20 protein-coding genes and 1 tRNA gene are annotated in these 23,514 nt (G+C 68.5%); 10 read left to right on the top strand and 11 right to left on the bottom strand.

The genetic code is table 11. The features are described from left to right. Positions 1-75: 75 nt before the first annotated feature. The 5 genes from PFX90_RS06145 to PFX90_RS06125 all read left to right on the top strand — a co-directional run bounded on the left by PFX90_RS06145 (position 76) and on the right by PFX90_RS06125 (position 5,074). Positions 76-1,095, top strand: a complete 1,020-nt coding sequence (locus PFX90_RS06145) for a LacI family DNA-binding transcriptional regulator (RefSeq protein ID WP_285711498.1) — start codon at positions 76-78, stop codon at positions 1,093-1,095. Between the two features lie 88 nt (positions 1,096-1,183). Then, complete coding sequence (locus tag PFX90_RS06140; RefSeq protein WP_285711497.1) at positions 1,184-1,816, top strand: RpiB/LacA/LacB family sugar-phosphate isomerase; 633 nt, start codon at positions 1,184-1,186, stop codon at positions 1,814-1,816. 2 nt (positions 1,817-1,818) lie between these two features. Beyond that, on the top strand, positions 1,819-2,574 hold the full coding sequence (gene kduD, locus PFX90_RS06135) for a 2-dehydro-3-deoxy-D-gluconate 5-dehydrogenase KduD (RefSeq protein ID WP_285711496.1): 756 nt from the start codon (positions 1,819-1,821) through the stop codon (positions 2,572-2,574). A 9-nt stretch (positions 2,575-2,583) separates the two neighbouring features. Further along, positions 2,584-3,588, top strand: coding sequence for a sugar kinase (locus PFX90_RS06130; protein WP_285711495.1), 1,005 nt, complete (start codon positions 2,584-2,586; stop codon positions 3,586-3,588). Beyond that, positions 3,575-5,074: a carboxylesterase/lipase family protein gene (locus tag PFX90_RS06125; protein ID WP_285711494.1), complete on the top strand. Its 1,500-nt coding sequence runs from the start codon at positions 3,575-3,577 to the stop codon at positions 5,072-5,074. Before PFX90_RS06130 ends, PFX90_RS06125 begins: the two co-directional genes overlap by 14 nt. Here the strand turns inward: PFX90_RS06125 and PFX90_RS06120 are convergent. Together PFX90_RS06120 and PFX90_RS06115 are read right to left on the bottom strand one after the other, a co-directional pair. Next, a complete protein-coding gene (locus PFX90_RS06120; RefSeq protein ID WP_285712044.1) occupies positions 5,071-5,409 on the bottom strand; it encodes a cupin domain-containing protein in 339 nt (112 codons plus the stop codon). The genes PFX90_RS06125 and PFX90_RS06120 overlap by 4 nt on opposite strands. Positions 5,410-5,477: 68 nt before the next feature. Continuing rightward, complete coding sequence (locus tag PFX90_RS06115; RefSeq protein WP_285711493.1) at positions 5,478-6,818, bottom strand: pectate lyase family protein; 1,341 nt, start codon at positions 6,816-6,818, stop codon at positions 5,478-5,480. Positions 6,819-6,995: 177 nt separating this feature from the next. Here PFX90_RS06115 and PFX90_RS06110 point away from each other — a divergent pair, with 177 nt between their 5' ends. From PFX90_RS06110 to PFX90_RS06100, 3 genes are all read left to right on the top strand, one after another. Beyond that, a complete protein-coding gene (locus tag PFX90_RS06110) occupies positions 6,996-9,770 on the top strand; it encodes a TonB-dependent receptor (protein WP_285711492.1) in 2,775 nt (924 codons plus the stop codon). A 79-nt stretch (positions 9,771-9,849) separates the two neighbouring features. Further along, positions 9,850-10,815, top strand: coding sequence for an alpha/beta hydrolase (locus PFX90_RS06105; RefSeq protein WP_285711491.1), 966 nt, complete (start codon positions 9,850-9,852; stop codon positions 10,813-10,815). 40 nt (positions 10,816-10,855) lie between these two features. Beyond that, positions 10,856-12,136, top strand: a complete 1,281-nt coding sequence (locus PFX90_RS06100; protein WP_285711490.1) for an MFS transporter — start codon at positions 10,856-10,858, stop codon at positions 12,134-12,136. Here PFX90_RS06100 and PFX90_RS06095 read toward each other — a convergent pair. The 8 genes from PFX90_RS06095 to manD form a co-directional block, all read right to left on the bottom strand. Then, positions 12,133-13,632, bottom strand: coding sequence for a UxaA family hydrolase (locus PFX90_RS06095; RefSeq protein WP_285711489.1), 1,500 nt, complete (start codon positions 13,630-13,632; stop codon positions 12,133-12,135). The genes PFX90_RS06100 and PFX90_RS06095 overlap by 4 nt on opposite strands. Positions 13,633-13,702: 70 nt before the next feature. Continuing rightward, positions 13,703-14,032 carry a DUF6481 family protein gene (locus tag PFX90_RS06090; RefSeq protein ID WP_285711488.1) on the bottom strand — a complete coding sequence of 110 codons (330 nt, stop codon included), beginning with the start codon at positions 14,030-14,032 and terminating at the stop codon, positions 13,703-13,705. Positions 14,033-14,059: 27 nt separating this feature from the next. Beyond that, entirely contained in the window at positions 14,060-14,257 is a 198-nt protein-coding gene (locus PFX90_RS06085) for a hypothetical protein (protein WP_285711487.1), read from the bottom strand. Between the two features lie 53 nt (positions 14,258-14,310). Next, positions 14,311-14,463 carry a hypothetical protein gene (locus tag PFX90_RS06080; protein ID WP_285711486.1) on the bottom strand — a complete coding sequence of 51 codons (153 nt, stop codon included), beginning with the start codon at positions 14,461-14,463 and terminating at the stop codon, positions 14,311-14,313. A 232-nt stretch (positions 14,464-14,695) separates the two neighbouring features. Continuing rightward, positions 14,696-15,754, bottom strand: coding sequence for a BLUF domain-containing protein (locus PFX90_RS06075; protein WP_285711485.1), 1,059 nt, complete (start codon positions 15,752-15,754; stop codon positions 14,696-14,698). Between the two features lie 238 nt (positions 15,755-15,992). Then, positions 15,993-17,849, bottom strand: a complete 1,857-nt coding sequence (locus tag PFX90_RS06070) for an ABC-F family ATP-binding cassette domain-containing protein (RefSeq protein WP_285711484.1) — start codon at positions 17,847-17,849, stop codon at positions 15,993-15,995. A gap of 55 nt (positions 17,850-17,904) precedes the next feature. Continuing rightward, positions 17,905-18,954 carry a fatty acid desaturase gene (locus tag PFX90_RS06065; RefSeq protein WP_285711483.1) on the bottom strand — a complete coding sequence of 350 codons (1,050 nt, stop codon included), beginning with the start codon at positions 18,952-18,954 and terminating at the stop codon, positions 17,905-17,907. 157 nt (positions 18,955-19,111) lie between these two features. Further along, on the bottom strand, positions 19,112-20,320 hold the full coding sequence (gene manD, locus PFX90_RS06060) for a D-mannonate dehydratase ManD (RefSeq protein ID WP_285711482.1): 1,209 nt from the start codon (positions 20,318-20,320) through the stop codon (positions 19,112-19,114). A gap of 131 nt (positions 20,321-20,451) precedes the next feature. On the opposite strand from manD, the gene uxaC reads away from it, so the two are divergent. Together uxaC and PFX90_RS06050 are read left to right on the top strand one after the other, a co-directional pair. After that, positions 20,452-21,870 carry a glucuronate isomerase gene (uxaC, locus tag PFX90_RS06055; RefSeq protein WP_285712043.1) on the top strand — a complete coding sequence of 473 codons (1,419 nt, stop codon included), beginning with the start codon at positions 20,452-20,454 and terminating at the stop codon, positions 21,868-21,870. Further along, positions 21,867-23,267: a mannitol dehydrogenase family protein gene (locus tag PFX90_RS06050; protein WP_285711481.1), complete on the top strand. Its 1,401-nt coding sequence runs from the start codon at positions 21,867-21,869 to the stop codon at positions 23,265-23,267. The genes uxaC and PFX90_RS06050 overlap by 4 nt, the downstream gene beginning before the upstream one ends. Before the next feature lie 148 nt (positions 23,268-23,415). On the opposite strand, the gene PFX90_RS06045 is transcribed toward PFX90_RS06050, so the two are convergent. Beyond that, positions 23,416-23,489 (bottom strand) — tRNA-Gly (locus tag PFX90_RS06045). Positions 23,490-23,514 lie beyond the last annotated feature (25 nt).

The following is a 23,514-nucleotide window of genomic DNA, read 5'->3' as shown; positions in this document are numbered from 1 at the left end:
CCGGGGCGGTTTTTGCATTCGCGCGAATGCCCTCTAGAAGGGCAGGGCTCATGCGAAAGATGGTCACGACCGCCGATGCCGAAATCGAACAAGACGCCAACGATCAACGATGTGGCCCGCCTCGCGGGCGTGTCGAAGAAGACCGTCAGCCGCGTGATCAACCGTTCCGCGCTGCTGAGCGAAGACACGCGCACCAAGGTCGAGGAAGTGATCGCCAAGCTCGGCTATGTCCCCAACCCGCAGGCGCGCGCGCTGGCGCTCAGGCGCAATTTCCTGCTCGGGCTGCTGCACGACAACCCCAACGCCCAGACCGTGCTGAAGGTGCAGGAGGGCGTGCTCGATGCGATCCGCGACACCGAATTCGCGCTGGTGGTGCGCCCGGTCGACCGCCATTCGCCGACGCTGCTCGAGGACATCCGGCGGTTTCTGGAATTGCAGCGGCTCTATGGCGTGCTGATCCTGCCGCCGATTTCCGAGAACGATGCGCTGGCCGAATTGTGCCTCGAGATGGGCTGCGGCTATGTGCGACTGGGCTCGGCGATGCTCGATGACGAAGAGCATATCGTCGCCTCGAACGACCGCGAGATGGTGCAGGAGGCGGTCAAATACCTGATCGACCTCGGCCACCGCCGGATCGCGCTGATCGAGGGGCCCGAGGGCTTCCGCTCGGCGCTGGAGCGGCGCGAGGGGTTTCTGGCGGCGATGGAGGCGCACGGGCTTCCGGTGCCGCCCGAGGCGCGGGCGCAGGGCACCTACCGCTTCGAATCGGGGCTGGAGGCGGCGAGCCGGCTGCTCGACGCTCCCGAGCGCCCGACCGCGATCTTCGCCAGCAACGACGAGATGGCCGCGGGCGCCTTCCACGCTGCACGCCAGCGCGACCTCAAGATCCCCGAGGATCTCTCGATCATCGGCTTCGACGATTCGCCGGTCGCCGCCCACATCTGGCCCCCGCTCACCACCGTCGGCTGGCCGGTGCGCGAGATGGGCCGCGCTGCCGCATTGAAGCTGATCGCCCCGGGCGAGGAGGCCGCGCAAGCCTTCCGTTTCCCCGCAAGGCTGGTGCAGCGCCAGTCGGTCGGCCCGCCCAAGGGGTGAAAACGGCGGTTGAAACCGGCACGGCTTTGCGGCTATGCCGGATCATGACACCGGTTTCCTCAAGCGGGCCGGCACCCGGAGAGAGCACATGAAGATCGCGCTGATTACCGAAAACAGCCAGGCCGCCAAGAACCCGATCATCCATCAGGCACTGGCCAATGTGGCAGAGCCGATGGGGCATGAGGTGTTCAACTACGGCATGTATTCGGCCGAGGATTCGGCCTCGCTCACCTATGTGATGAACGGTCTGCTGGCGGGTATCCTGCTCAATTCCAGGGCCGCCGATTTCGTGGTCACCGGGTGCGGCACGGGGATGGGCTCGATGCTCGCCTGCAACGCCATGCCGGGCGTGTTCTGCGGCCTCGTGATCGACCCGACCGACGCCTTCCTGTTCAGCCAGATCAACGCGGGCAACGCGATCTCGATGCCCTACGCCAAGGGCTTCGGCTGGGCGGCGGAGCTGAATTTGCAGGATTGCTACGCCAAGCTGTTCACCGGTGAGCCGGGCGCGGGCTATCCCAAGGAGCGCGCGGCGATCATGGCGGTCAACCGCGGCAAGCTCTCAGACCTCAAGGCGGCGAGCTGCCACGACATGCTGACCGTGCTCAAGACCGTCGATCAAGACCTGCTGCGCGCGGCGATCGCGGGCGAGAGGTTCGCCGAATATTTCTACCCCAACTGCCAGGATGAAGGCATCGCCGCCTATCTGAAGGCGCTGTGAGCATGGCGATCTCGTTCGACCTTGCGGGCAAGCGCGCGCTGGTGACCGGGGCCAATACCGGGATCGGGCAAGCGATCGCGGTCGCGCTGGCCGAGGCGGGGGCGGATGTCGCGCTCGCCGGACGCAGCGCGCCGGACGAAACGCTCGCGCTGATCGCCGCCACGGGCCGCAAGGCGGTGGATCTGCGCGCCGATCTTTCGTCCACCGCCCCGGTGAAGGGTCTGGTCGAGGAGGCCGTGGCAGCGCTGGGCGGGCTCGATATCCTCGTCAACAATGCCGGGATCATCCGCCGCAACGACCTTGCCGACTTCACCGAGGAAGATTGGGACGCGGTGGTCGACACCAATCTGAAGACCCTGTTCTTCCTCAGTCAGGCCGCAGCCGGGGTGATGGCAGCCCAAGGCGCGGGCAAGATCATCAACATCGCCTCGCTGCTGAGCTTTCAGGGCGGTATCCGCGTGCCGAGCTATGCTGCCGCCAAGTCGGGCGTCGCGGGGCTGACCAAGGCGATGGCGAACGAGCTTGCGCTGCGGGGCGTGCAGATCAACGCCATCGCGCCGGGCTATATCGCCACCAACAACACCGCCGCGCTGCAGGCCGACGAAACGCGCAACCGCCAGATCCTCGAACGCATTCCCACCGGGCGCTGGGGCCGGCCGGAAGACATCGCCGGAGCGGCGGTGTTCCTCGCCTCGCCCGCGTCCGACTACGTCACCGGGCATGTTCTTGCGGTCGACGGCGGCTGGCTGGCGCGTTAACCTCGCCCGATGACGGTCACCTGCTTCGGCGAAATCCTGCTGCGCCTTGCGCCGCCCGGTCGGCAGCTGCTGGTGCAGTCCGGCAGCCTCGAGATGGTCGTCGGCGGGGCCGAGGCCAATGTCGCCTCGGCGCTGGCGAGCCTCGGGCACGCGGTGCGCTTTGCAGGCGTGGTGGCGGATAATCCACTGGGCGAGCGCGCCCTCGCTGCGCTTCGGGCGTGCGGGGTGGAGACCGGGCACATCGCCCGCGCGGCCGGACGGATGGGGCTCTATTTCCTCGAGGCCGGATCGGGCCTGCGCCCCTCGGCGATCACCTATGATCGGGTGGGCAGCGCCTTTGCCGAGGCCGCGCCGGAGCAGGTGGATTTCGCGGGCGCGCTGGCGGGGGCGCGGCTGTTGCACTGCGGCGGGATCACACCCGCACTCGGCCCCAAGGGCGTGGCGCTGGCCCGTGCCGCGCAAGCCGCCGCGCGGGGCGCAGGCGTGCCGATCTGCTTCGACGGCAACTTCCGCGCCCAGCTCTGGGCCGCTTGGGACAGCGACCCCGCCACCATCCTGCGCGAATTGGTGGCGGACGCGACGATCCTGATCGGCAACCACCGCGACATCGCGCTGCTGCTCGGCCGGCCGTTCTCGGGCGAGGGCGAGGACCGGCGGCGCGAGGCGGCGGAGGCGGCTTTCGCGGCCTTCCCCAACCTCGAACTGATCGCCTCGACCGCGCGCCACTTGGTGACAAGCGACCACCACCGCATCTCCGCACGGGTGGATTCGCGCGAGGGCAGCCACCAGACCGGGGAGATCGACGTCACCGGGATCGTCGACCGGATCGGCACCGGCGATGCCTTTGCGGCAGGGGTGCTTGACGGCTGGCTCGGCGGGGGTGACCTCGCGGTGATGGCCGAGCGGGGGCTGGCGCTGGCGGCACTCAAGCACACCATCGCGGGCGACATGTGCCCGGTCAGCCGCGCGATGCTCGACGGGTTCAGCGCGGGCGCGGGCGATGTCCGCCGCTGAGGGGTGGAGCCGCCGCGCCGTTCTGGCGGGCGGGGCGGCGACGGGTGTCGCTGCGGCCTCTCCGGTGCTGGCCTATGAGCCCGCCGCCCGGCTTTGCCTCGGCCCGGTAAGGGCCCCGGACGGCAACTTCGAGGCCCGTGCCTGCGGCGATGCCTGGTCCTATCCCGCCATCCGCTATGCCCGCGCCGCAAGGTTTGAGGCGCCGCAGCCGGTGACGGTTGCCGAGCAGTCTGCGGGCGGCTGGAGCACGATCCCTGCCTCCCCGCAACCAGAGGACACCTACCGGCAGTCCGAGGACTGCCACTTCCTGAATGTCTGGGTTCCCGCCGGCGAAAGGCGGGGTCTGCCGGTGATGGTCTATTTCCACGGCGGGGCCTATTCGGCGGGCTCGGTCGCCGATCCCCTCAACAACGGTTCGGCGCTCGCGGCGCGCGGCAAGGTGGTGGTGGTGACGGTCAACCACCGGCTGAACGCACTGGGCTATCTCTATATGCCGGAGCGCTTTCCCGACAGCGGGAATGTGGGGCAGCTCGACCTGATCTGCGCGCTCGAATGGGTGCAGCGGAGCATTGCCGCCTTCGGGGGCGATCCGGGTAATGTCACGCTGTTCGGCCAGTCGGGCGGGGGCGCGAAGATCGCGACGCTGATGGCGATGCCGGCCGCGCGCGGGCTGTTCCACAAGGCGATCACCATGAGCGGCCAGCAGGTCACCGCCTCCGGCCCCCTCAACGCGGGGAGACGCGCGGCAGCCTATCTCTCGGCGCTGGGCGAGGACCCCGCCACCGCGCCGGTTGAGGCTCTGGTGGGTGCGCTTTCAGTCAATGATCCGGTGCTGGGCGGGCGGATCTATTTCGGGCCGGTGGTGGACATGCGCCACCTCCACCGCCACCCCTTCTGGCCCGACGCACCGGAGCAATCGGCCGATATCCCGATGCTGCTCGGCAACACCATCGCCGAGACACGCGCCTTCTATGCGCCCGACGGACGCGCGCTCAGCGGCCTCACCTTCGACAATCTCCCGCAGCGGATCGGGCGGGAGATGCGGGTCGATCTCGAGCCCCGCTGGGTGGTGGCGCAGTTCCGCGCGCGCTATCCCGAGGCCTCGCCCGAGGCGCTGTTCCACCGCATCATGACGCCCGCGCGCAGCTGGCGTGGGCAGGTCGAGGAGGCCGAGGCGCGGGCGAAAGGCGGGCGGGGCAACACCTTCGTCTACCAGCTCGATTTCGAGAACGCCAAGCACACCGACGACATCGGCCTCGCCTTCGGCACCACCGCGGGCTGGAGCCCTGCGCGCGGGGCGATGAGCGCTACGGTGATGGACGCTTTCGTGAGGTTCGCCCGCACCGGCAATCCCGGCTGGCCCGCCTACGATCTCGCCAGCCGCCAGACCATGATCTTCGACACCGCCAGCCGCGTCGAAAGCGACCCGCGCCGATGGGAGCGCGAGCTCTTCGCCCGCGCGCCCTATATCCAGCCCGGAACCTAGTTCGGATAGCTGACAATCAGGTCGAGCGGTTCCGTGCCCACTTGCCGGATGCCCACCACCGCGCCCTTCCACAGATAGGCCGCCATGCCTGGTTCGAGCACGGCGGTTACCCCGTCCGAAACCACCTCGCCGCGCCCCGAGAGGACGTAGTAGACCTCGTCATGGGCGATGGGGTGCGCGCCGATCGCCGCGCCCGGGTGGAGCACGCGGCGGCGGAACTCCATAGCGCGCGGGGGCGGGACGGCGTCGGAGATGCGCCAGGCGGTGCTCATGCCGATCGCGCCATGCGGGGGCGGCTCCTCGCGCCGCACATCCTCGCCGCGCACCACCACCATCGGGCGCGCGGGTGGCGGGGGCGCCGCCTCCCCGCCCGCCAGCAGCAGCGCAGCGAGCGCCGGGAGGATCACTTGCCGCCCGTGCGCATCTGGCGGTCGCGCGGCGAGAGGTGCTCCTGCGCGCCGGGTTTCTGGCCGGGATAGGTGCCCGACTTCGGCGTCATGGTGGCAAGGTCCCACTCGGCCTCGACAAAGGGCGAGGCCGTGGCCTCGACCTTGGGATAGCCGCCGACCTCGCTTTCATCGTCGATCACCTCGCCGCGGCCTTCGGCGATGAAGAACAGCACCCTGAGCTCCTCGCTTCCGCGGTCCCACGGCCGCGCCCCGGCGGTGGCGAGCAGCGTGGTCTCGACCTCGTCGGCGGGCAGGATGGCATAGCCTTCGAGGCTCGCGAGCGGCGCCTCGGCCTCGATCAGCTTCGCCTGGGTCTTGCCGTAGCGGCCGAACATCGGCAGCGGATTGCCCAGCCGGTCGACCGCGACATTGTCGCGCCCGTAGAAGGCCAGATCGCCCACCCCGCCGAGCATCAGGAAGGGCAGGCCCGGATCGGTATCGACCCCGCCGCGCAGCACATTGCCGACCGCGGTGATCTCCCCCGTCACCGGCGCGCGCCCGGCCCATTCGAGGTCCATCAGGTTGTAATGCACCGCGCGGGCTTTCGGGTTGTAGATCAGGTTGTTGACCATCAGCACCTGCGCCCCGCCCTTCACCAGCGGGCTGCGCTCGACATTGTGGGCCCAGATGTTGCGATCGAAGACGATGCCGGTGGCGTTGTCGTGGACCAGAGAGCCCTTGGAGTGCTCTCCCTTGGGGTGGCTCGCATAGGCCAGCCCTTCCGCGGCGAGGTTGAGGCGGAAGACGATGTCGTGGCTGGTGCCCGCGCGCCATTCGGCGACCGTCTCGCCGGTGAAGCGCGGGCCGGAGGCGGACATGTTCTCGTCGATGCCCCACAGGAAGGTGCAGTTCTCGATCACCACCCGCGCCGCGCGGACGGTGGAGAGCGCATCGGCCTCCCACCCGCTCATCTTGGCCTGCCCGTCGGCACCGGTCAGCACGCGGATGTGCTGGATCTTCACGTCGGTGGTCTTGATGTCGATCCCGCCCTTGATGATCGTGATCCCGGGCGCGGGTGCGGTCTGGCCGGCGATGGTGACGAACGGGTTGTTGATGTCGATCCCGGTGCGACCCAAGTCGATCACGCCGCCGACCTCGAAGACGATGATGCGCGGGCCCTTGGCGCGGATCGCGGCGCGCAAGCTCCCCGGCCCGTCGGCGGCGAGCGTGGTGACGCGGATGATCCGCCCGCCCGCGCCGCCTTGCGTGGGGTCCGCCGGATGCGCGAGCGCCTGTTGCGGCAAGAACACAGCAAGCAGCAGCAAGGCCGCAAGATGGGCGAAAAATCCGCGCATTTCCGTCACTCTCCCTCGTTCCGCAGCGCTGCTTGACAGAAACGGCGGGGCATGGCAATTCATAATGACACCGGTTACCAAAATCGGGGCGGGAGAGGTCTGGGGGACAGCCGGTTGCTTTGCGACTGTCGCGGAAACCGGTGTCACTCTCTCGGTGAAACAGAGGGAGTAGGCTGCGTGTCACAGATTTCCGGGATGTTCCGTTTCAAGTCCGCCCTGCTGCTGGGCGGCGCGCTGGTGACGCCGGGCACGGCGCTTGCGCAGAGCGCTCCCGCAGCCGGCCAGCCGCAGGTCGCCGTCACCACGCCCGAAGAAGAGACGACCGATCCCGAGGGCATCGTCGTCCAGGGCTTCCGCTCCAGCCTCAATGCCGCGCTCGGCCAGAAGCGTCAGGCGGTCAACGCGGTCGATGTGATCCTTGCCGAAGACATTGCCGACTTCCCTGACCTCAACCTTGCCGAATCGATCCAGCGCATCCCCGGCGTCTCGATCGACCGCGACAATGGCGAGGGCCGCACCATCACCGTTCGCGGTCTCAACCCCGATTTCACCCGCGTGCGCATCAACGGGATGGAGACGCTCTCGACCACCGGATCGACCGACAGCTCGGGCGGCACCAACCGCGGGCGCGGGTTCGATTTCAACACCTTCGCTTCCGAGCTGTTCCGCTCGATCACGGTGTCGAAGTCGCCCAACCCCTCGACCGAGGAAGGCTCATTGGGCGCGGTGGTCGATCTGGCGACCGCGCGCCCGCTCGATTACGGCGCGGGGCTGACGCTCGCCGGATCGGGGCAGGCGCTCTACAATGACGCCTCGCGGCAGGTGAACCCGCGCATCGCCGCGCTCGCCAGCTATGCCAACGAGGCCGAGACCTTCGGCGTGCTGCTCTCGGTCGCCTGGACCCCGCGCGACATCGTCGAGGAAGGCTTCAGCACCGTGCGCTGGGTGGGCAACCCCGCCCCCGCCGCGGGCGCCGCGCAAAGCTTCACCCAGCGCAACGCCTTCCAGAACGAGGCCGCCTTCCCCGCCGCCGCCACCGCCTTCTTCCCGCGCATCCCGCGTTACGGCGTGCTGACCAGCGATCAGGACCGGCTCGGCATCACCGGCTCGATCCAGTTCGCCCCGACCGAGCGGACCACGATCAGCCTTGACCTGCTCTATTCGCGCTTTGCCGGCACCCGCCGCGAGGAATTCCTCGAGGCGATCAGTTTCAGCCGCAACACCGCCGACGGCATCCGCCAGACCGACGTCGTCTCGCTCGAGGTCGATCCCGCCACCCGCAATCTGGTGCGCGGCACCTTCGACGATGTCGACGTGCGGATCGAGAACCGGCTCGACGATCTCGAGACCGTGTTCAAGCAGGCGACGCTCGATATCGAGCACGAGTTCTCCGACAGCTTCAAGGTGCGGCTCAACGGCGGCCTATCGGAATCCGATTTCCGCATCACCCGCCAGACCACGATCATTGCCGATGCGCTCAATGTCGATGGCTACAGCATCGACTTCACCGGTCGCCCCAATTCGCCGGTGATCGATTACAACATCGATGTCACCAATCCGGCCAACTTCCTCGTCAACGAGGTGCGCGACCGGCCGCAATCGACGCTCAACGAGTTCAAGACCGTGGCGCTTGCGGGTGACTGGACGGCGAGCGACACGATCAGCGTGCAGGCGGGCGCGTCGTACAAGCAGTTCGGCTTCTCCTCGACCGAATCGCGCCGCGACCGCGTGCTGACCGCGACCACGGTGGTGCAGCCCTTCCTGCTCACTGCCAACAACTCCAGCCTTGCCAATTTGACCTCGGGTGCGCCCGGGGCTTCGGGCAACGACCGGACCTGGGTGGTGCCCGATATCGACGCGATCGCGGCACAGGTCGGGCTCTACACCGGCAACTTCCCGCTGGTCCTCCAGAACGGTGCCGTCAACGAGGTGACCGAGAACGACTACGCCGGCTTCCTCCAGGGCTCGCTCGACACCACGCTCGGCTCGTGGGGCCTGCGCGCGGTGGCAGGCGTGCGCTACGTGCGCACCGAGGTCAGTTCGACCGGCATCCTGAGCGGCACCACGGTCTCGGTCGACAATGCCTACAACGACTGGCTGCCCTCGCTCTCGGTGGTGCTCGAGCCGACCGACAAGCTTTTGCTGCGCGCCAATGTCGCGCGGCAGATGGCGCGCCCGACGCTCGCGAGCCTGACCCCGGGCGGCACCTTCAACCCGTTCAACACCACCCTGAGCTTCGGCAACCCGCAGCTCGATCCGTTCCGCGCCAATTCGGTCGATTTCGGGATCGAGTGGTATTTCGCCCCCGAAGCGCTGCTGTCGGTCGCGGTGTTCTACAAGGACATCAAGACCTTCGTCACGCGCGAGACCGCCTCGGTGCCGTTCCGCGATCTCGGCCTGCCCGAGAGCCTGCTGGCCGGCTCGCCCTCGAGCCCCGACGACATCTTTATCGTCACCCGCAACATCAACGGCGAGGGCGGCAGCCTCAAGGGCATCGAGCTCCAGTACCAGCAGCCCTTCACCTTCCTGCCCGGCGTGCTCAAGAACTTCGGCTTCCTCGGCAACCTGACGCTGCTCGATTCCGAGGTGAATTACGGCACGCTCGCCGCGCCCTTGCGCGACCAGCTGACCGGCCTGTCCAAGACCGGGTTCAACACCACGCTCTACTACGAGGACAGCAAGTTCAGCGCGCGCATCTCGGGCGCCTATCGCAGCGACTTCCTGACCCGCGTGCCGGGGCAGAACGGCAACGACATCGAAGGCACGCGTTCGACCTTCAACGTCGATGCTGCGATGAGCTATGCCATCACCGACAACATCCGCGTGACGCTGGAGGGGATCAACCTCACCGACGAGATCCGCCCGCAATTCGTCGACAGCGCGGGTGACCGGCCCGTGACCTTCAACCGCACCGGCCGCACGGTGCTGGTCGGCGTGCGGTTCACGCTGTGACCCGTGTCGCGGCGCGGGCGCGGCCGGGATGGCCGTGCCCGCGCCGCTTGTCATGTGCCGTGCTTGCCGGGATAGGCCCTTGATCGATCGTCGCACCGCCATCACAGGCCTCGGGCTGGCAGCGGCAGGCCCCGTGCTCGCCCGGCCGGCTGGCGATCCGCTGCCCGGGCCCTCCGATTGGATAACCCTGTGGCCCGGCACGCCTCCCGGCGCGCCCGCGCCCCTGCCCGACGAGCAGATCGTCGAACGCTCCGCCGATCCCGCAAGGCCCGACCGGATCATGCAATCCGTCGCCGCGCCGCGCATGGCAGTGTTCCGTCCCGCGAACCCGAATGGCGCGGCGGTGCTGATCGCGCCGGGCGGCGGCTATCGCCATGTCGTGATCGACAAGGAGGGCTTCGAGATGGGCCACTGGCTGGCGGAACGCGGCGTCAACGCCTTCGTCCTGTTCTACCGCCTCCCGCATCAGGGCTGGGTGAGCGGCCCCGACACCCCGCTCGCCGACGCGCAGCGCGCAATGCGGCTGATCCGCCGCAACGCCGCCGCGCAGGGTATCGACCCGGCGCGGGTGAGCGTCATGGGCTTCTCGGCCGGCAGCCATGTCGCCGCGAGCCTCACGACGGGCTTTGCGCGGGCCACCTATGCCCCGCATGACGATGCCGACCGCCTCTCCGCCCGCCCCGACGCGGCAGCGCTAATCTATCCGGTGATCGCGATGGACGCGGCCCTCGCCCACCCCGGCTCGCGCGAACGCCTGCTCGGTGCCGCTCCTCGCGCCGATCAGGAACTGGCGCATTCGCCAGACCGCAATGTTCCGGCGGATGCGCCCCCTTGCTTCCTGCTCCACGCCGAGGACGACGATGTCGTGCCCGTCGGCAACACGCTGGCGATGCGCGATGGCCTGAAGGCGCGCGGGATCGCGGTCGACACGCACCTCTACGCCGCGGGCGGCCACGGCTTCGGCATCAGCCGCGCCGCCGGAAAGCCGGTCGCCGCCTGGCCCGAGACATGGCTCGCATGGGCGCGCGCAAAGGGGCTGGCCTGATGGGTGCTTTCGCGCGAATGACGGTATGGGAGACCCGAGCATGACAGACGCCGCCGCCATTCCGGCCAAGACCGGGCGCTATCGCTGGTCAATCGTCGCGCTGTTGTTCGCCGCCACCACGGTCAATTACATCGACCGCACGATGCTCGGCCTGCTCGCCCCCGATCTCGGCCGCGAGCTCGGGTGGAGGGAGAGCGACTACGGCAATATCGTGCTCGCCTTCCAGGCCGCCTATGCCAGCGGCTTTCTGCTGATGGGCACCCTGATCGACCGGCTCGGTCCGAAAATCGGCTATGCCATCGCCATCACCGTCTGGACATTGGGCCACGTCGCGCACGGCTTTGCCAGCGCGGTCACCGGCTTCATGGCCGCGCGCATGGTGCTGGGCGTGGGCGAGGCGGGGCACTTCCCCGCCGTGGTCCGCTCGAGCAGCGAGTGGTTCCCGCAGAAGGAGCGCGCCTATGCCATCGGCTGGGTCAACTCCGCAACCACGATCGGCGTGATCCTGACCGCCCCCACGCTGGCGCTGTTCATGGGGGTGCTCGGCCTCGGCTGGCGCGAGACCTTCATCGTCACCGGCCTGTTCGGCGTGGTTCTGCTCGGCCTGTGGTGGTGGCTCTACAGTGCCCCTCGCGAAAGCGGGCGGGTGAGCGAGGCGGAACTCGCGTGGATCGAGCACGACCCGCCCGAGGCCGTCGCGCAGCTCGGCTGGGGCCGGATCGCGCGCCACCGTTCGACCTGGGCCTATGCCAGCGCCAAGTTCCTGACCGATCCGGTTTGGTTCCTGATGCTGTTCTGGCTGCCCAAATATTTCGACAGCACCTACGGCGTCGACTTGAAGCTGGTGCTGCTGCCGATGATCATCATGTATCTGCTGTCCGATGCCGGCAGCATCGCCGGGGGCTGGCTATCCTCGCGTCTGCTGCAGAAGGGCCATTCGTGCAGCTTCGCGCGCAAGGTGACGATGCTCGCCTCGGGCGCCTGCGTGCTGCCGCTGCTGGCGGTGACGAGCCTCGACAACATGTGGCTCGCGGTCGGCCTGATCGGGCTGGCGCTGGCGGGGCACCAGTCGTTCTCCTCGAACCTGCTGTCGCTCCCGCCCGACATGTTCCCCAAGCGCGCGGTCGGATCGGTGATCGGGCTCGGCGGCTTTGCGGGAGGCGTGGGCGGCATGATCATGGCCGCGAGCGTGGGCGCGATCCTCGATGCGACGGGGGGCAATTACACAGTCATCTTCGCGGCCTGCACGGTGGTCTATTTCCTCGCGGTCGGCATGATCCACCTGCTTGCGCCGACACTCGCGCGGGTCGAGGAAGTCTAGAGCGTCACGCCCCGCTTCCACAGCGAGATGACGCGCTGGCCGCTGCGTTCGGCGGCGGTGGCCTCGCCGCTGGCGATGGCGAGCAGGCGGTCGGAGAAGGCTTCGAGCACGGCGTCCGCATCACCCCCCAGAGCCGCGCCCGCGTCGAAATCGATCCACCCCGGCTTGGCCTCGGCCAAGGCAGAATTGGAGGCGACCTTCACCGTCGGCACCGGGAAGCCGAGCGGCGTGCCGCGCCCGGTGGTGAAGACGAGCAACCCCACCCCCGCCGCCGCAAGCGCCGTGGAGGACACCGCGTCGTTCCCCGGCGCTTCCAGCAGCGTCAGGCCGGAGCGGCTGACGCTCTCGCCATAGTCGATCACATCGACCAGCGGCACCGCGCCCGCCTTCTGCACCGCCCCCATCGACTTTTCCTCGAGCGTGGTAATCCCGCCAGCGATATTGCCGGGCGAGGGGTTTTCGGAGACCGGCAGGCCGTGATCGAGATAATGCCGCTTGAAGCGGTTGATGAGCGCGCCCGCCGCTTCAAACACTTGCGGAGAGACCGCGCGGGCGAGGAGCGCGTCCTCTGCCCCGAAAATCTCGGGGATCTCGGTCAGGATCACCCGCCCGCCGCTCGCGGCCAGCCTTTCGGAAAAGCGACCGAGCAGCGGGTTGGCGGTGACGCCCGAGAAGGCGTCCGATCCCCCGCATTTGAGGCCCACGGTCAGCGCCGCAGCGGGGGCCTCCACGCGCTGCAAGGGTGCCAGATCGTCGACCAGATCGTCGACCAGCGCTAGCACGTCGGCCAGCTCGTCGCCCGCATCTTGCGCGCGCAGCACGCGCAGCTTGGCGCGGCTCCTTTCGGGGACGCAGGCGATCAGGGCATCGAGCTGGTTGCTCTCGCACCCGAGCCCGATCAGCACCACCCCGCCCGCATTGGGATTGTCGCACAGCGCCGCCAGTGCCGCGCGGGTGCCGGCAAGGTCATCGCCCAGTTGCGAGCAGCCGTGGGGGTGGCCGAAGCCGGCGATGGCGTCGATCCGCCCCGCATGGCGCAAGCCAGCCTCGCGCGCGGCGATTTCGGCAAGCGGCGCGACGCAGCCGACCGTGGGCAGCAGCCAGATTTCGTTACGGGTGGCATAGCGCCCGTCGGCGCGAAGGTAGCCGCGCCATGTTCTCAGGGGGGCAGCCGTGAGCCCGGCGTCATGCGCGCCGCCGCCCACATAGCGCCGCTCGCCCGACAATGCGGTGGCGAGGTTGTGGGTGTGGACATGATTCCCCGGCGCAATCGCCGCCGTCGCGCGGCCGATCGCCTCGCCATAGCGGCGCACCACATCGCCAGGCGCGTGGGGGTGCAGGGCGAACTTGTGGCCTCGCGGGATGGCATCGCGCAAGGCCACCCGGGCCTCACCCAGCACAATCACCTCTCCGGCCACAAGCTCGGCGAGCGCGATGCCCACGCCGTCCGCCCGATGGCAGCGGATCGCGCGGGGGCTGATATGGGCGGCGTCCATGACACCGGTTACCAAATCGCGCCGCGCCGGACAAGCCGCCAGACGTGCCCGCGGCAAGCCTTGGAGGTGTCTACTTGCGGGCCTTGCGCGCGGCGTAGCGCGCGTCGCGCGCCGCTTTCAGTTCGGCTTCGGTTCTGGCGGGCTGTTCGGCCTTGAGCGTCTCGGCCTTGGCAGCCGCTTTCTGCTCGTCAGCGAGCCGCTGCTTGTCCTCGCGCGCCTGACGCGCGGCGGCGGCCTTGGCGGCGGCGCGCTCGTCGCGTTCGGCGGCGCGGGCCGCACGTTCGGCGAGGTCGGCGGCATCCGGACGGGGCGCGGCCTTCAGCGCCGCCAGCGCCTTCTGCTTGGCGCGCTGCGAGGCGGCGGCGCGATCCTGGAAGCTGGGGGCATTGTATCCGTTCATCGTGAAGTCTCCTGACAATCGGTCGGTCTATCGGGCGGGTGCGGCGAGGTGCGCCGCGTTCCAAGCGCAGGCGGCCGCCGCGCCCAGCTCGCGCTGGAACGCGCCGATCCGCCCGGCAATGCGCGAGGCCTTGGCCAGCTGGTCGCGCCGCTGCTCGGCCGACCCGGCGCTGCTCGCCCGCATCAGCGCGGATTGGTGCGCGGCGTATTCGTGGTTGATGTCCATGTCCGGACTCCCTGCTGGGGGACGATGTCCCGCGTGTTCGTGCTGTGCCCGCATCAATCGACCATCGCCGCGACCATGAAGCGCAGATCGCTGGCGGTCAGGAAGGCGTAGGGTTGTTGCGGCGTATCGTGGCGGCGTGCCTGCGGCGTGGCAGGGCGGATCGCCTTGGCGCGGTCGAAGAAGGCGCCGGTCGTGATGAAATTCATGAAGTCTTTCGCAAAATAGAATGAGTGTCGCAGCCGGGCCAATCCCGGTGCGAGGCCATGCTGCATGAAAGGGAAAATGTGGCCGCAGGTCGCGGTTTCATCGCTGCCCGGACTTTTCCGCCGGGCGCAAGAACGCCGCAAAGGGCGCCGATCAAATTCCGTCGCAAGCGACGTGAAGCAATTTTGATTTAGACCATTATTCTAAAATTTCAAGTTAATTCGCCCGCGCGACTCACCCCTTGCGGCTCTGGCGCACCAGTTCGGCGAGGCGCACGCTGATTCCGGCAAGGCTCTTGCGCGCATGATCGGCCCCCACCGACAGCGCGCTCGCCGCCGCCTCGGCAAACAGCCTGCCGCCGACCGAGACCACCGTCGGATACTCGGAGACGATCTGGCGGCTGTGCGCGATCGTGCTGCGCAACTGGTCGAGCGCGTGCTGGCGCGGCATTGCATCCGACAGCCCGATATCGACCGCATCGGGGTGCTGCGCGTTCAGCTGGTTGGTGAGCGCCTCCTCGCTTTCGGGGAAGGCCATCTCGACCTGCCACCCGCCCGCAAGGAACTGGTCGGCGAGCAGCGTGGTGCCGAGCATGTGCTTCTCGCCCGGCGCGGTCGCCAGCAGCACGCGGTAGCGGCTGTTGCGGATCGACTGCGCCGAGGGGATGTAGCGCACCGCGTGCCCCGCCAGCTGCAACATGCTGAGAGCGATGGTCAGATCGAGCTCGCTGCACTGATCGTCGAGCCACGCATCCCCGAGCGCGCGGGCCGCGGGTTCGATCAGCAGGGTGAGGATCGCATCGCTCGTCCACCCCTGCTCGGCAAAGCCCGCCATCATGGTGTTGAGCGCCAGATCATCGGCATTGAGCGCCAGTTCGACCAGGCGCGCCACATGCTCGGCCACGGCAGGCGGCGCGGCGGCGGGCCTTGCCCTCGTGGCGGAAGCATCGCCGAAGCGCCCTTCGAGCAGCAGGTCCCAGTCCGAAAACAGCCGGCTTGCGGCCATATGCTCGCTCAGCACCTCGATATGCTCGTGGCGCTGGTCGCGCTGGATCGAGGACCACAGCTGCGCCACCGCCCCCGGCGGGCCTTCGAGGGTCTGGAGGAAGCTGCCGTTCTCGAACAGCAGCATCCCGGTCACATCGAGGCTGCGGTTGCGCGCCCGCGCCCTCTCGGCCAGCGCGTCGATGTCCTGCGCGCGGGGTGTGGCGGTGGCGATGCTCTTGTAGGTGAGGCAGGCGACCCACTCGCTCTCGCCCTCGCCTTGCGGCTCCCGCGTTTCCTGAACCAGCATTTCCCTCTCCCATCCGGGGGACGAGGATATGCGGAAGATCGAGACGCGGCTGTGCCACGCACCAAGCAGTCCGGCAGACGATCCCCATCCGCCTCAAATCTTGCCTCCGGCAGGCCTTGTGGCCCCGCGCCGAACTGTCCGCTTCAGGCCGACTCCCGATTGTGTCAATCGGCCCTGACAGAGGTGCAGCATCCTCCTCAAGGTTGGTATCGTCAAGCAGGAATGGCCCCGCGCCCGCTCAGGCTGCCGCGGCGGCTTCCAGCAGGTCGCCCGCGGCGAGCCACGCCTCTTCCGCCGCGGCGAGCGCATCGCCCGCCTTGGCCCGCGCGGTCAGCAGGTCTTGCAGCGCCGCGCCGCCCTGCCCGCCGCTGCTCGCGGCGACGATCTGCGCGTCGAGGCGCTCCACTTCGGATGCGGCGCGGGCCAGCGCCTTTTCCGCCTTTTCGAGCTGCGAGCGGGCGTAGCGCGTCTCGGCCATCGCCTTGGGGGCGGCGGGTTTCGTGGGGGCGCCCTTCACCCCCTCGCCCTTCGGTTTCCGGCCAAGGATGAAGTCGATGTAGTCATCCATGCTGCCGTCATATTCGCGCGCCGTCCCGCCATCGACGAGGAACAGCCTGTCCGCGGTCAGTTCGACCATGTGGCGGTCATGGCTGATGAGGATCACCGCGCCCGAATAGTCGTTCAAGGCCTGCACCAGCGCCTCGCGCGCGTCGACATCGAGGTGGTTGGTCGGCTCGTCGAGGATCAACAGATGCGGCGCATCGCGGGTGATCAGCGCCAGCGCGAGGCGCGCGCGCTCGCCGCCCGAAAGCTTGTCGACCCGCTGGGTCGCGCGCGGGCCGGAGAAGCCGAACCGCCCCAGCTGCGCGCGCACCGCGGCAGGGGACTGGCCCTCCATCGCGCGGTTCATCAGATCGAGCGGGCTATCCTCGCCCGCCAGCTCCTCGACCTGATACTGGGTGAAGTAGCCGACCTTCAGCTTGCCCGGCGCATTGACTGCGCCCTCGGCAGGCGCAAGCTGCGCCGCCAGCAGCCGCGCGAGCGTGGTCTTGCCGTTGCCGTTGCGGCCCAGCAGGGCGATGCGGTCGTCGGCCTCGATCCGGAAATTGAGCCGCTTGAGGATCGGCGGCGCTTCGCCATAGCCTACCGCCGCCGCTTCCAGCGTGATCATCGGCGATTTCATCTCGGCCGGATCGGGGAAATCGAAGCTCAGGCTCGGGTCTTCCATCAGCGCCGCGATGGGCTGCATCTTGGCGAGCATCTTGGCGCGCGACTGCGCCTGCTTGGCGGTCGAGGCGCGCGCGGAGTTGCGGGCGACGTAATCCCTGAGCCTCGCGGCCTGGGCCTCCTGCGAGGCCTTGGCGGCGGCAAGCTGCGCGGCGCGCTCGGCCCGCTGCTTCTCGAAGGCGTCATAGCCGCCGGGATAGAGCGTCAGCTGCCCGCCTTGCAGGTGCAGGATGTGGTCGACCACCTTGTTGAGCAGGTCGCGCTCGTGGCTGATCACCACCAGCGTGGCGGGATAGGACTTGAGGAAGTTCTCCAGCCACAGCGTCGCTTCGAGGTCGAGGTGGTTCGATGGCTCGTCGAGCAGCAGGATGTCGGGCTCGGAGAACAGCAGCGCGCCCAGGGCAATGCGCATCTTCCACCCGCCCGAGAAGCTGTCGACCGGGCGCTGCTGCATCTCCTCGTCGAAGCCGAGGCCGTTGAGGATCTTCGCCGCGCGCGCCGGGGCGGAATAGGCGTCGATCGCGAGCAGGCGTTCGTGAACGTCGCCCATGCGGTCCATGTCGGTGCAAGTCTCGAGCTCGGCCAGCAGCGCGGCGCGCTCGGTGGCCGAGGCGAGCACAACCTCCTCGGGGGTCATGTTGCCGTGCGGGGCTTCCTGCGCGATGTAGCCGATCCGCGCGCGGGCGGGCTTGGATATCTCGCCGTCGTCGGGCTCGATCTCGCCGATCAGCGCCTTCATCAGCGTCGACTTGCCCGCACCGTTGCGGCCGATCAACCCGACGCGCGCGCCCACCGGAATGGTGGCGCTGGCGCGCTCGAGGATGGCCCGGCCGCCAAGCCGGACGGTGATGTTGTCGATGGTGAGCATGGGCGCGCCCCTATCACCCTATCGCGCGCACCCCAAAGGAAATCCCCGCAGGTCGTTACCGCCGCGCCCGCGCAGCCTCGCGGAAGGAGACGAGGCGGCGCTGATCCTCGTCCCACAGCGCCAGCACCAGCGGACGGAAGGTCTGCGGCATGGTCATGCGGTTGATCTCGCGCAGCTGTGGGAAGGCCTTGAGCACGCTCGGCAGGCGGTAGAAGGGGATGCGACTGGCGAGGTGATGCACGTGGTGGATGCCGATATTGCCGGTGAACCAGCGCAGCGGCTGCGGCAGATCGAGGTGCGAGCTGCCGCGCAGCGCCGCCTCGTGGAACTCCCAGTCCTTGCGCCGGTCCCAGTGGGCCGCTTCGAACTGGTGCTGCACGTAGAACAGCCAGACGCCCGCCGTCGCCGCGACCAGCACGGTCGGGATCACCACCAGCAAGGTGGTGCCGATCCCGAAGAAGGCCATCAGCGCGGCGAGGAAACCGGCGGTCGCGAGATTGGTGGCGAGCGCGCTGACCCAGTATTGCGCGCCCTCCTTCATCAGCCCGATCGGGAGGCGGTGGCGCAGCAGGAACAGGTAGGCGGGCCCCACGCCGAGCATCACCACCGGGTGGCGGTAGGCGCGGTAGAGCAGGCGCCCGAACCAGCCGCGCGCACGGAACTCGCGCACCGTCAGCGTGTCGACATCCCCGAACCCGCGCGCATCGAGATTGCCGGTCGAGCCATGATGCAGCGTGTGCGCGCGGCGCCAGCAATCATAGGGCGTGAAGGTCAGGATGCCGAGCGCCCGGCCGAGCCGGTCGTTGCTGGTGCGCTTGTTGAGGAAGGCACCGTGGCCACAATCGTGCTGGATGATGAAGGTCCGCAGCAAGAGCAGCCCCGCGACCGGCACCAGCGCGAGCGCGATCCAGTAGCCCGCACTCACCGTCCACAGCGTCGCCACCAGCACCCCGAAGAACGGGACGAGCGTGACGGCCAGCTCCCAGACGCTGCGCGCGGCCTGCGCTTTCATGAAGGGCCTGAGCTGGGAGGCAAGCTGGCGGGGTCCGGGCGCGGCTGCCTGTGCACCGGCAGGCCGCCGCTCGATCGTCGATTGGATGTTCAAGGTGGTGTAATTCCGGTTTGCAGTCTGCCTCCCATCCAAGCTGCGGGAGCAAAGTGCAAGCTTTCTCGTGCCGCTACGGCATTATCCACAAGGGTCCCCGCGTGCGCCGACCGGGCGGGATCAAAGCTCCATCCGACCCGGACGATCCGCAAGGGGCCTACCAGCTCCACATCGTCCCGTCCTCGAGCCGGGCGACCGGCAGGTAGGCGGGCTTGTAGGGATACTTCGCCGCCAGCGCCTCGTCGATGTCGACGCCGTGGCCGGGGGTCTCGCCGCAATACATGAGCCCCGCCTCGAAGCGGTAGTCGTGGGGGAAGACCGCGTCAGTCTCCTCGGTGTGACGCATGTATTCCTGAATGCCGAAATTGGGCACCCAGGTGTCGAAGTGGAGCGCGCAGCCCATCGTCACCGGCGACAGGTCGGTCGCCCCGTGGCAGCCGGTGCGCACCTGGTAGAGGCTGGCGAGATCGGCGATGCGGCGCAGGTGCGTGATCCCCCCTGCTCCCACCACGGTGCAGCGGATGTAGTCGATCAGCTGGTTCTGGATCAGGTCCTTGGCATCCCAGATGGTGTTGAAGATCTCGCCCACCGCCAGCGGGGTGACGGTGTGCTGGCGCACCAGTTTGAACGCTTCCTGGTTCTCCGCCGGAGTCACATCCTCCAGCCAGAACAGCTGGTAGGGTTCGAGCATCTTGCCGAGGTTCGCCGCCTCCTGCGGGGTGTAGCGGTGGTGGCCGTCACGCAGCAGATGGTGATCGAAACCGTAGGTCTTGCGCAGTTCCTCGAACAGCTTGGGCACGTAATTGAGAGCCTTCCTCGTGTCCCACCCGGTCTCCGACGGCAGGCTGGCGTCGGCCGGTTCGTAGGAAAACGTGCCGCGCCCGACCCCGTAGGCGTCCTTGATCCCGGGCACCCCGGTCTGGGCGCGGATCGCCTTGTAGCCCATGTCGATATAGTGGCCGACCGCCTCGACCGTCGCGACGATGTCGCCGCCATTGGCGTGGCCATAGACCATCACCCCGTCGCGGCTGCGCCCGCCGAGCAGCTGGTAGAGCGGCATCCCGGCCATCTTGGCCTTGATGTCCCACAGCGCCATGTCGACCGCCGCGATCGCCCGCATCGTCACCGGCCCGCGCCGCCAGTAGGCGCCCTTGTAGAGGTATTGCCAGATATCCTCGATCCGGCGCGGGTCCATGCCGATCACGCAGGGGATCACATGGTCCTCCAGATAGGAGACGACCGAAAGCTCCCGCCCGTTGAGCGTCGCATCGCCGATCCCGTAGATGCCCTGGTCGGTCACGATCTTGAGCGTCACGAAATTGCGCCCCGGACAGGTCACGATAACTTTGGCCGCTTCGATCTTCACCGGCGTATCTCCCTGCTGTCCCGACGCCGGGCGGTGATAGCCGATGCGCGGGCGATGCCAATACAGAAACCGGTGTCATCGCCGGTGCGTGCGTGGCAAAGAAGCCGCGCGAATCAATTCCGGAGCCGATGATGACTCGTGCCCTCACCCTCCACCCGGACCGCTTGCTGCCGGTCGGCCCGGCGACCCGCGACATCGCGCGGCGGCTCTACGAGAGCGTGCGCGAATTGCCGATCATCAGCCCCCACGGGCACACCGACCCGGCCTGGTTCGCCACCGACGCCCCCTTCGAGAACGCCACCGCGCTGCTGCTCCAGCCCGATCACTACGTGTTCCGGATGCTCTACAGCCAGGGCATCGCGCTCGAGGCGCTGGGGATCGTGCCGCAGGACGGCGCGAGCGCCCCCGAGGTCGACCCGCGCGCGGCGTGGCGCATCCTTGCCTCCCACTACCACCTGTTCAGGGGAACGCCCTCGCGCATGTGGCTCGACTGGGTGTTCGCCGAGGCTTTCGGGCTGGAGGTGCAGCTGTGCGCCGACACAGCCGATCATTACTACGACCACATCACCGCCGCGCTCGCCACCCCCGCCTTCCGGCCCCGTGCGCTGTTCGAGCGCTACGGGATCGAGGTGCTCACCACCACCGAAAGCCCGCTCGACACGCTGGAGCACCATCAGGCGATCGCCGCCTCGGGCTGGCAGGGACGCGTGCTGACCGCCTATCGCCCCGATGCGGTGATCGACCCCGAATACGAAGGTTTTCGCGACAACCTCGCCGCCTTTGCCGCGCTGACGGGGGAGGACACCTACAGCTGGGCCGGCTACCTCGCCGCGCACCGCCAGCGCCGCGCCTTCTTCGCCGCCCACGGCGCGACCTCGACCGATCACGGCCACCCCACCGCGCTCACCGCCGACCTCGCCCCGCACGAGGCCGAGGCGCTGTTCGCGCGGGTCATCCGCCCCGATGTCTCGCCTGCGGATACCGAGTTGTTCCGTGCCCAGATGCTCACCGAGATGGCAGGGATGAGCGCCGAGGACGGCCTCGTCATGCAGATCCACCCGGGCGCGTTCCGCAACCACAACCCCGCGATCTTCGCGCGCTTCGGGCGCGACAAGGGCGCCGACATGCCGAGCCGCACCGACTACGTCCACGCCCTGCGCCCGCTGCTGGCGAAGCACGGCAACAACCCCGCGCTGACGATCATCGTCTTCACGCTGGACGAGAGCGTCTATGCCCGCGAGCTCGCCCCGCTCGCCGGGCATTATCCCGCATTGAAGCTCGGCCCGGCGTGGTGGTTCCACGACAGTCCCGAAGGCATGCGCCGCTTCCGCCACGCGACGACCGAGACTGCGGGCTTCTACAACACCGTCGGTTTCAACGACGACACCCGCGCCTTCCTCTCGATCCCGGCGCGCCACGATGTCGCGCGGCGGATCGACTGCGGCTTCCTCGCGCAGCTGGTCGCCGAGCACCGGATGGAGGAATGGGAGGCGGCCGAGCTGGCGCAGGACCTCACCTACAACCTCGCCAAGGCGGCCTACCGGCTGTGAGGCTGTCGCAGGCAACGCATGGCGCGCTGGCGGACCACGTCGCGCGCCCGGACTACGACTGGCAGGCGCAGCGGGCGGGGATCGTCCATTTCGGCATCGGCGCTTTCACCCGCGCCCATCAGGCTGCCTATACCGACGCGGCGATGGCGGCGGGCGACCGCGACTGGCGGATTATCGGCGTCTCGCTGCGATCGGGCGATGTGGCGGCGCAGCTGAACCCGCAAGACGGGCTCTACACCCTCACCGAACGCTCGGGCGATGCAGCGCGCACCCGGCTGATCGGGGCGGTCGCGCGCGTGATCGTCGCGCCCGAAGACCCCGAAGGCGTGATCGCCGCCCTCGCCCATCCCGACACCCGCATCGTCAGCTTCACCGTGACCGAGAAGGGCTATGTCCGCAGCCCCGATGGGACGCTCGACCTTGCCAACCCTGCCCTGGCGGCTGACCTCACTGGCGAGAGCGCGCCGCGCACGATCTACGGCTTTCTGGCCGCGGGCCTCGCGCGGCGGCGCGCGGCGGGGCTGCCGGGCCTCACCCTGCTTTCGTGCGACAACCTTGCCGACAACGGCCGCCAGTTCGCCGCGCTTATGACCGCCTATCTGGAGCGCACCGACCCGGCCCTCGCAGGCTGGTTCGCGCAGAAGTGCCGCTGCCCGTCGACCATGATCGACCGCATCGTGCCCGCCATGACCGATGCCGACCGCAGCTGGGTTGCCGACCAGATTGGCATGGCGGACGAGGGCGCAATCCTGACCGAGGCCTTCACCCAGTGGGTGATCGAGGACTCCTTCGCCGGCCCGCGCCCGCGCTGGGAAGCGGCGGGCGCGACGTTCGTCGCCGATGTGCGCGCACATGAGTCTGCCAAGCTGCGGATGCTCAACGGCACGCATTCGGCGCTCGCCTATTTCGGGCTCGAGCGCGGGCATGACTTCGTGCATCAGGCCGTGGCCGATCCGGTGATCCGGCCCCTCGCCGAGCGGATCATGCGGGTGGAGGCTGCGGCTACTCTGGACCCGGCAGGCGGGATCGATGCCGCGGCCTATGCGGACCAGCTGCTCGAACGCTTCGCCAACAGCGCGCTCGATCACCGGCTGATGCAGATCGCGATGGACGGGTCGCAGAAGATCCCGCAGCGCTGGCTGGAGCCGCTGGCGATCAACCAGAGCGCCGGGCGGATGTGCCCGGCAACGCTCGAAGCGCTCGCGGCGTGGTGCCGCCATGTGCGGGGCCAGACCCGACCGGTCGACGATCCGCAGGCTGCCTTGCTTGCGGCCCTGTGGCAGGCCCATGGCGCAGCGGGAATCGCGGGGGCCCTGTTCGGCGCGGGCGGGATGTTCGCCGCCACATGGACCGCCTCGCCAGCGGCACTCGCGTTTCTCGAACAGCACCTTGTCTGATGGAACGGGTCGTTCACGAAGACGCTGGCTCGCCAGATGTCGCTGGGGCTCTGCAACCCGATCACGGCCTTTGCCAGGCGATCGGCACCCTGCAATGAAGAGAAGCCGATTGTCGCCGCCACATTGTGCTAGCGATCAGTCAGTCTTGTGGAGCGGGTGAAGGGAATCGAACCCTCGTCGTAAGCTTGGGAAGCTTCTGCTCTACCATTGAGCTACACCCGCTCGGGCCGCGGGGCGCTTGCCACGA

The organism is Erythrobacter oryzae (assembly GCF_030271515.1).
Classification (GTDB): domain Bacteria; phylum Pseudomonadota; class Alphaproteobacteria; order Sphingomonadales; family Sphingomonadaceae; genus Erythrobacter; species Erythrobacter oryzae.
Note: the sequence above shows the minus strand (reverse complement) of the source record. Positions and strands in the feature narration are given on the sequence as shown.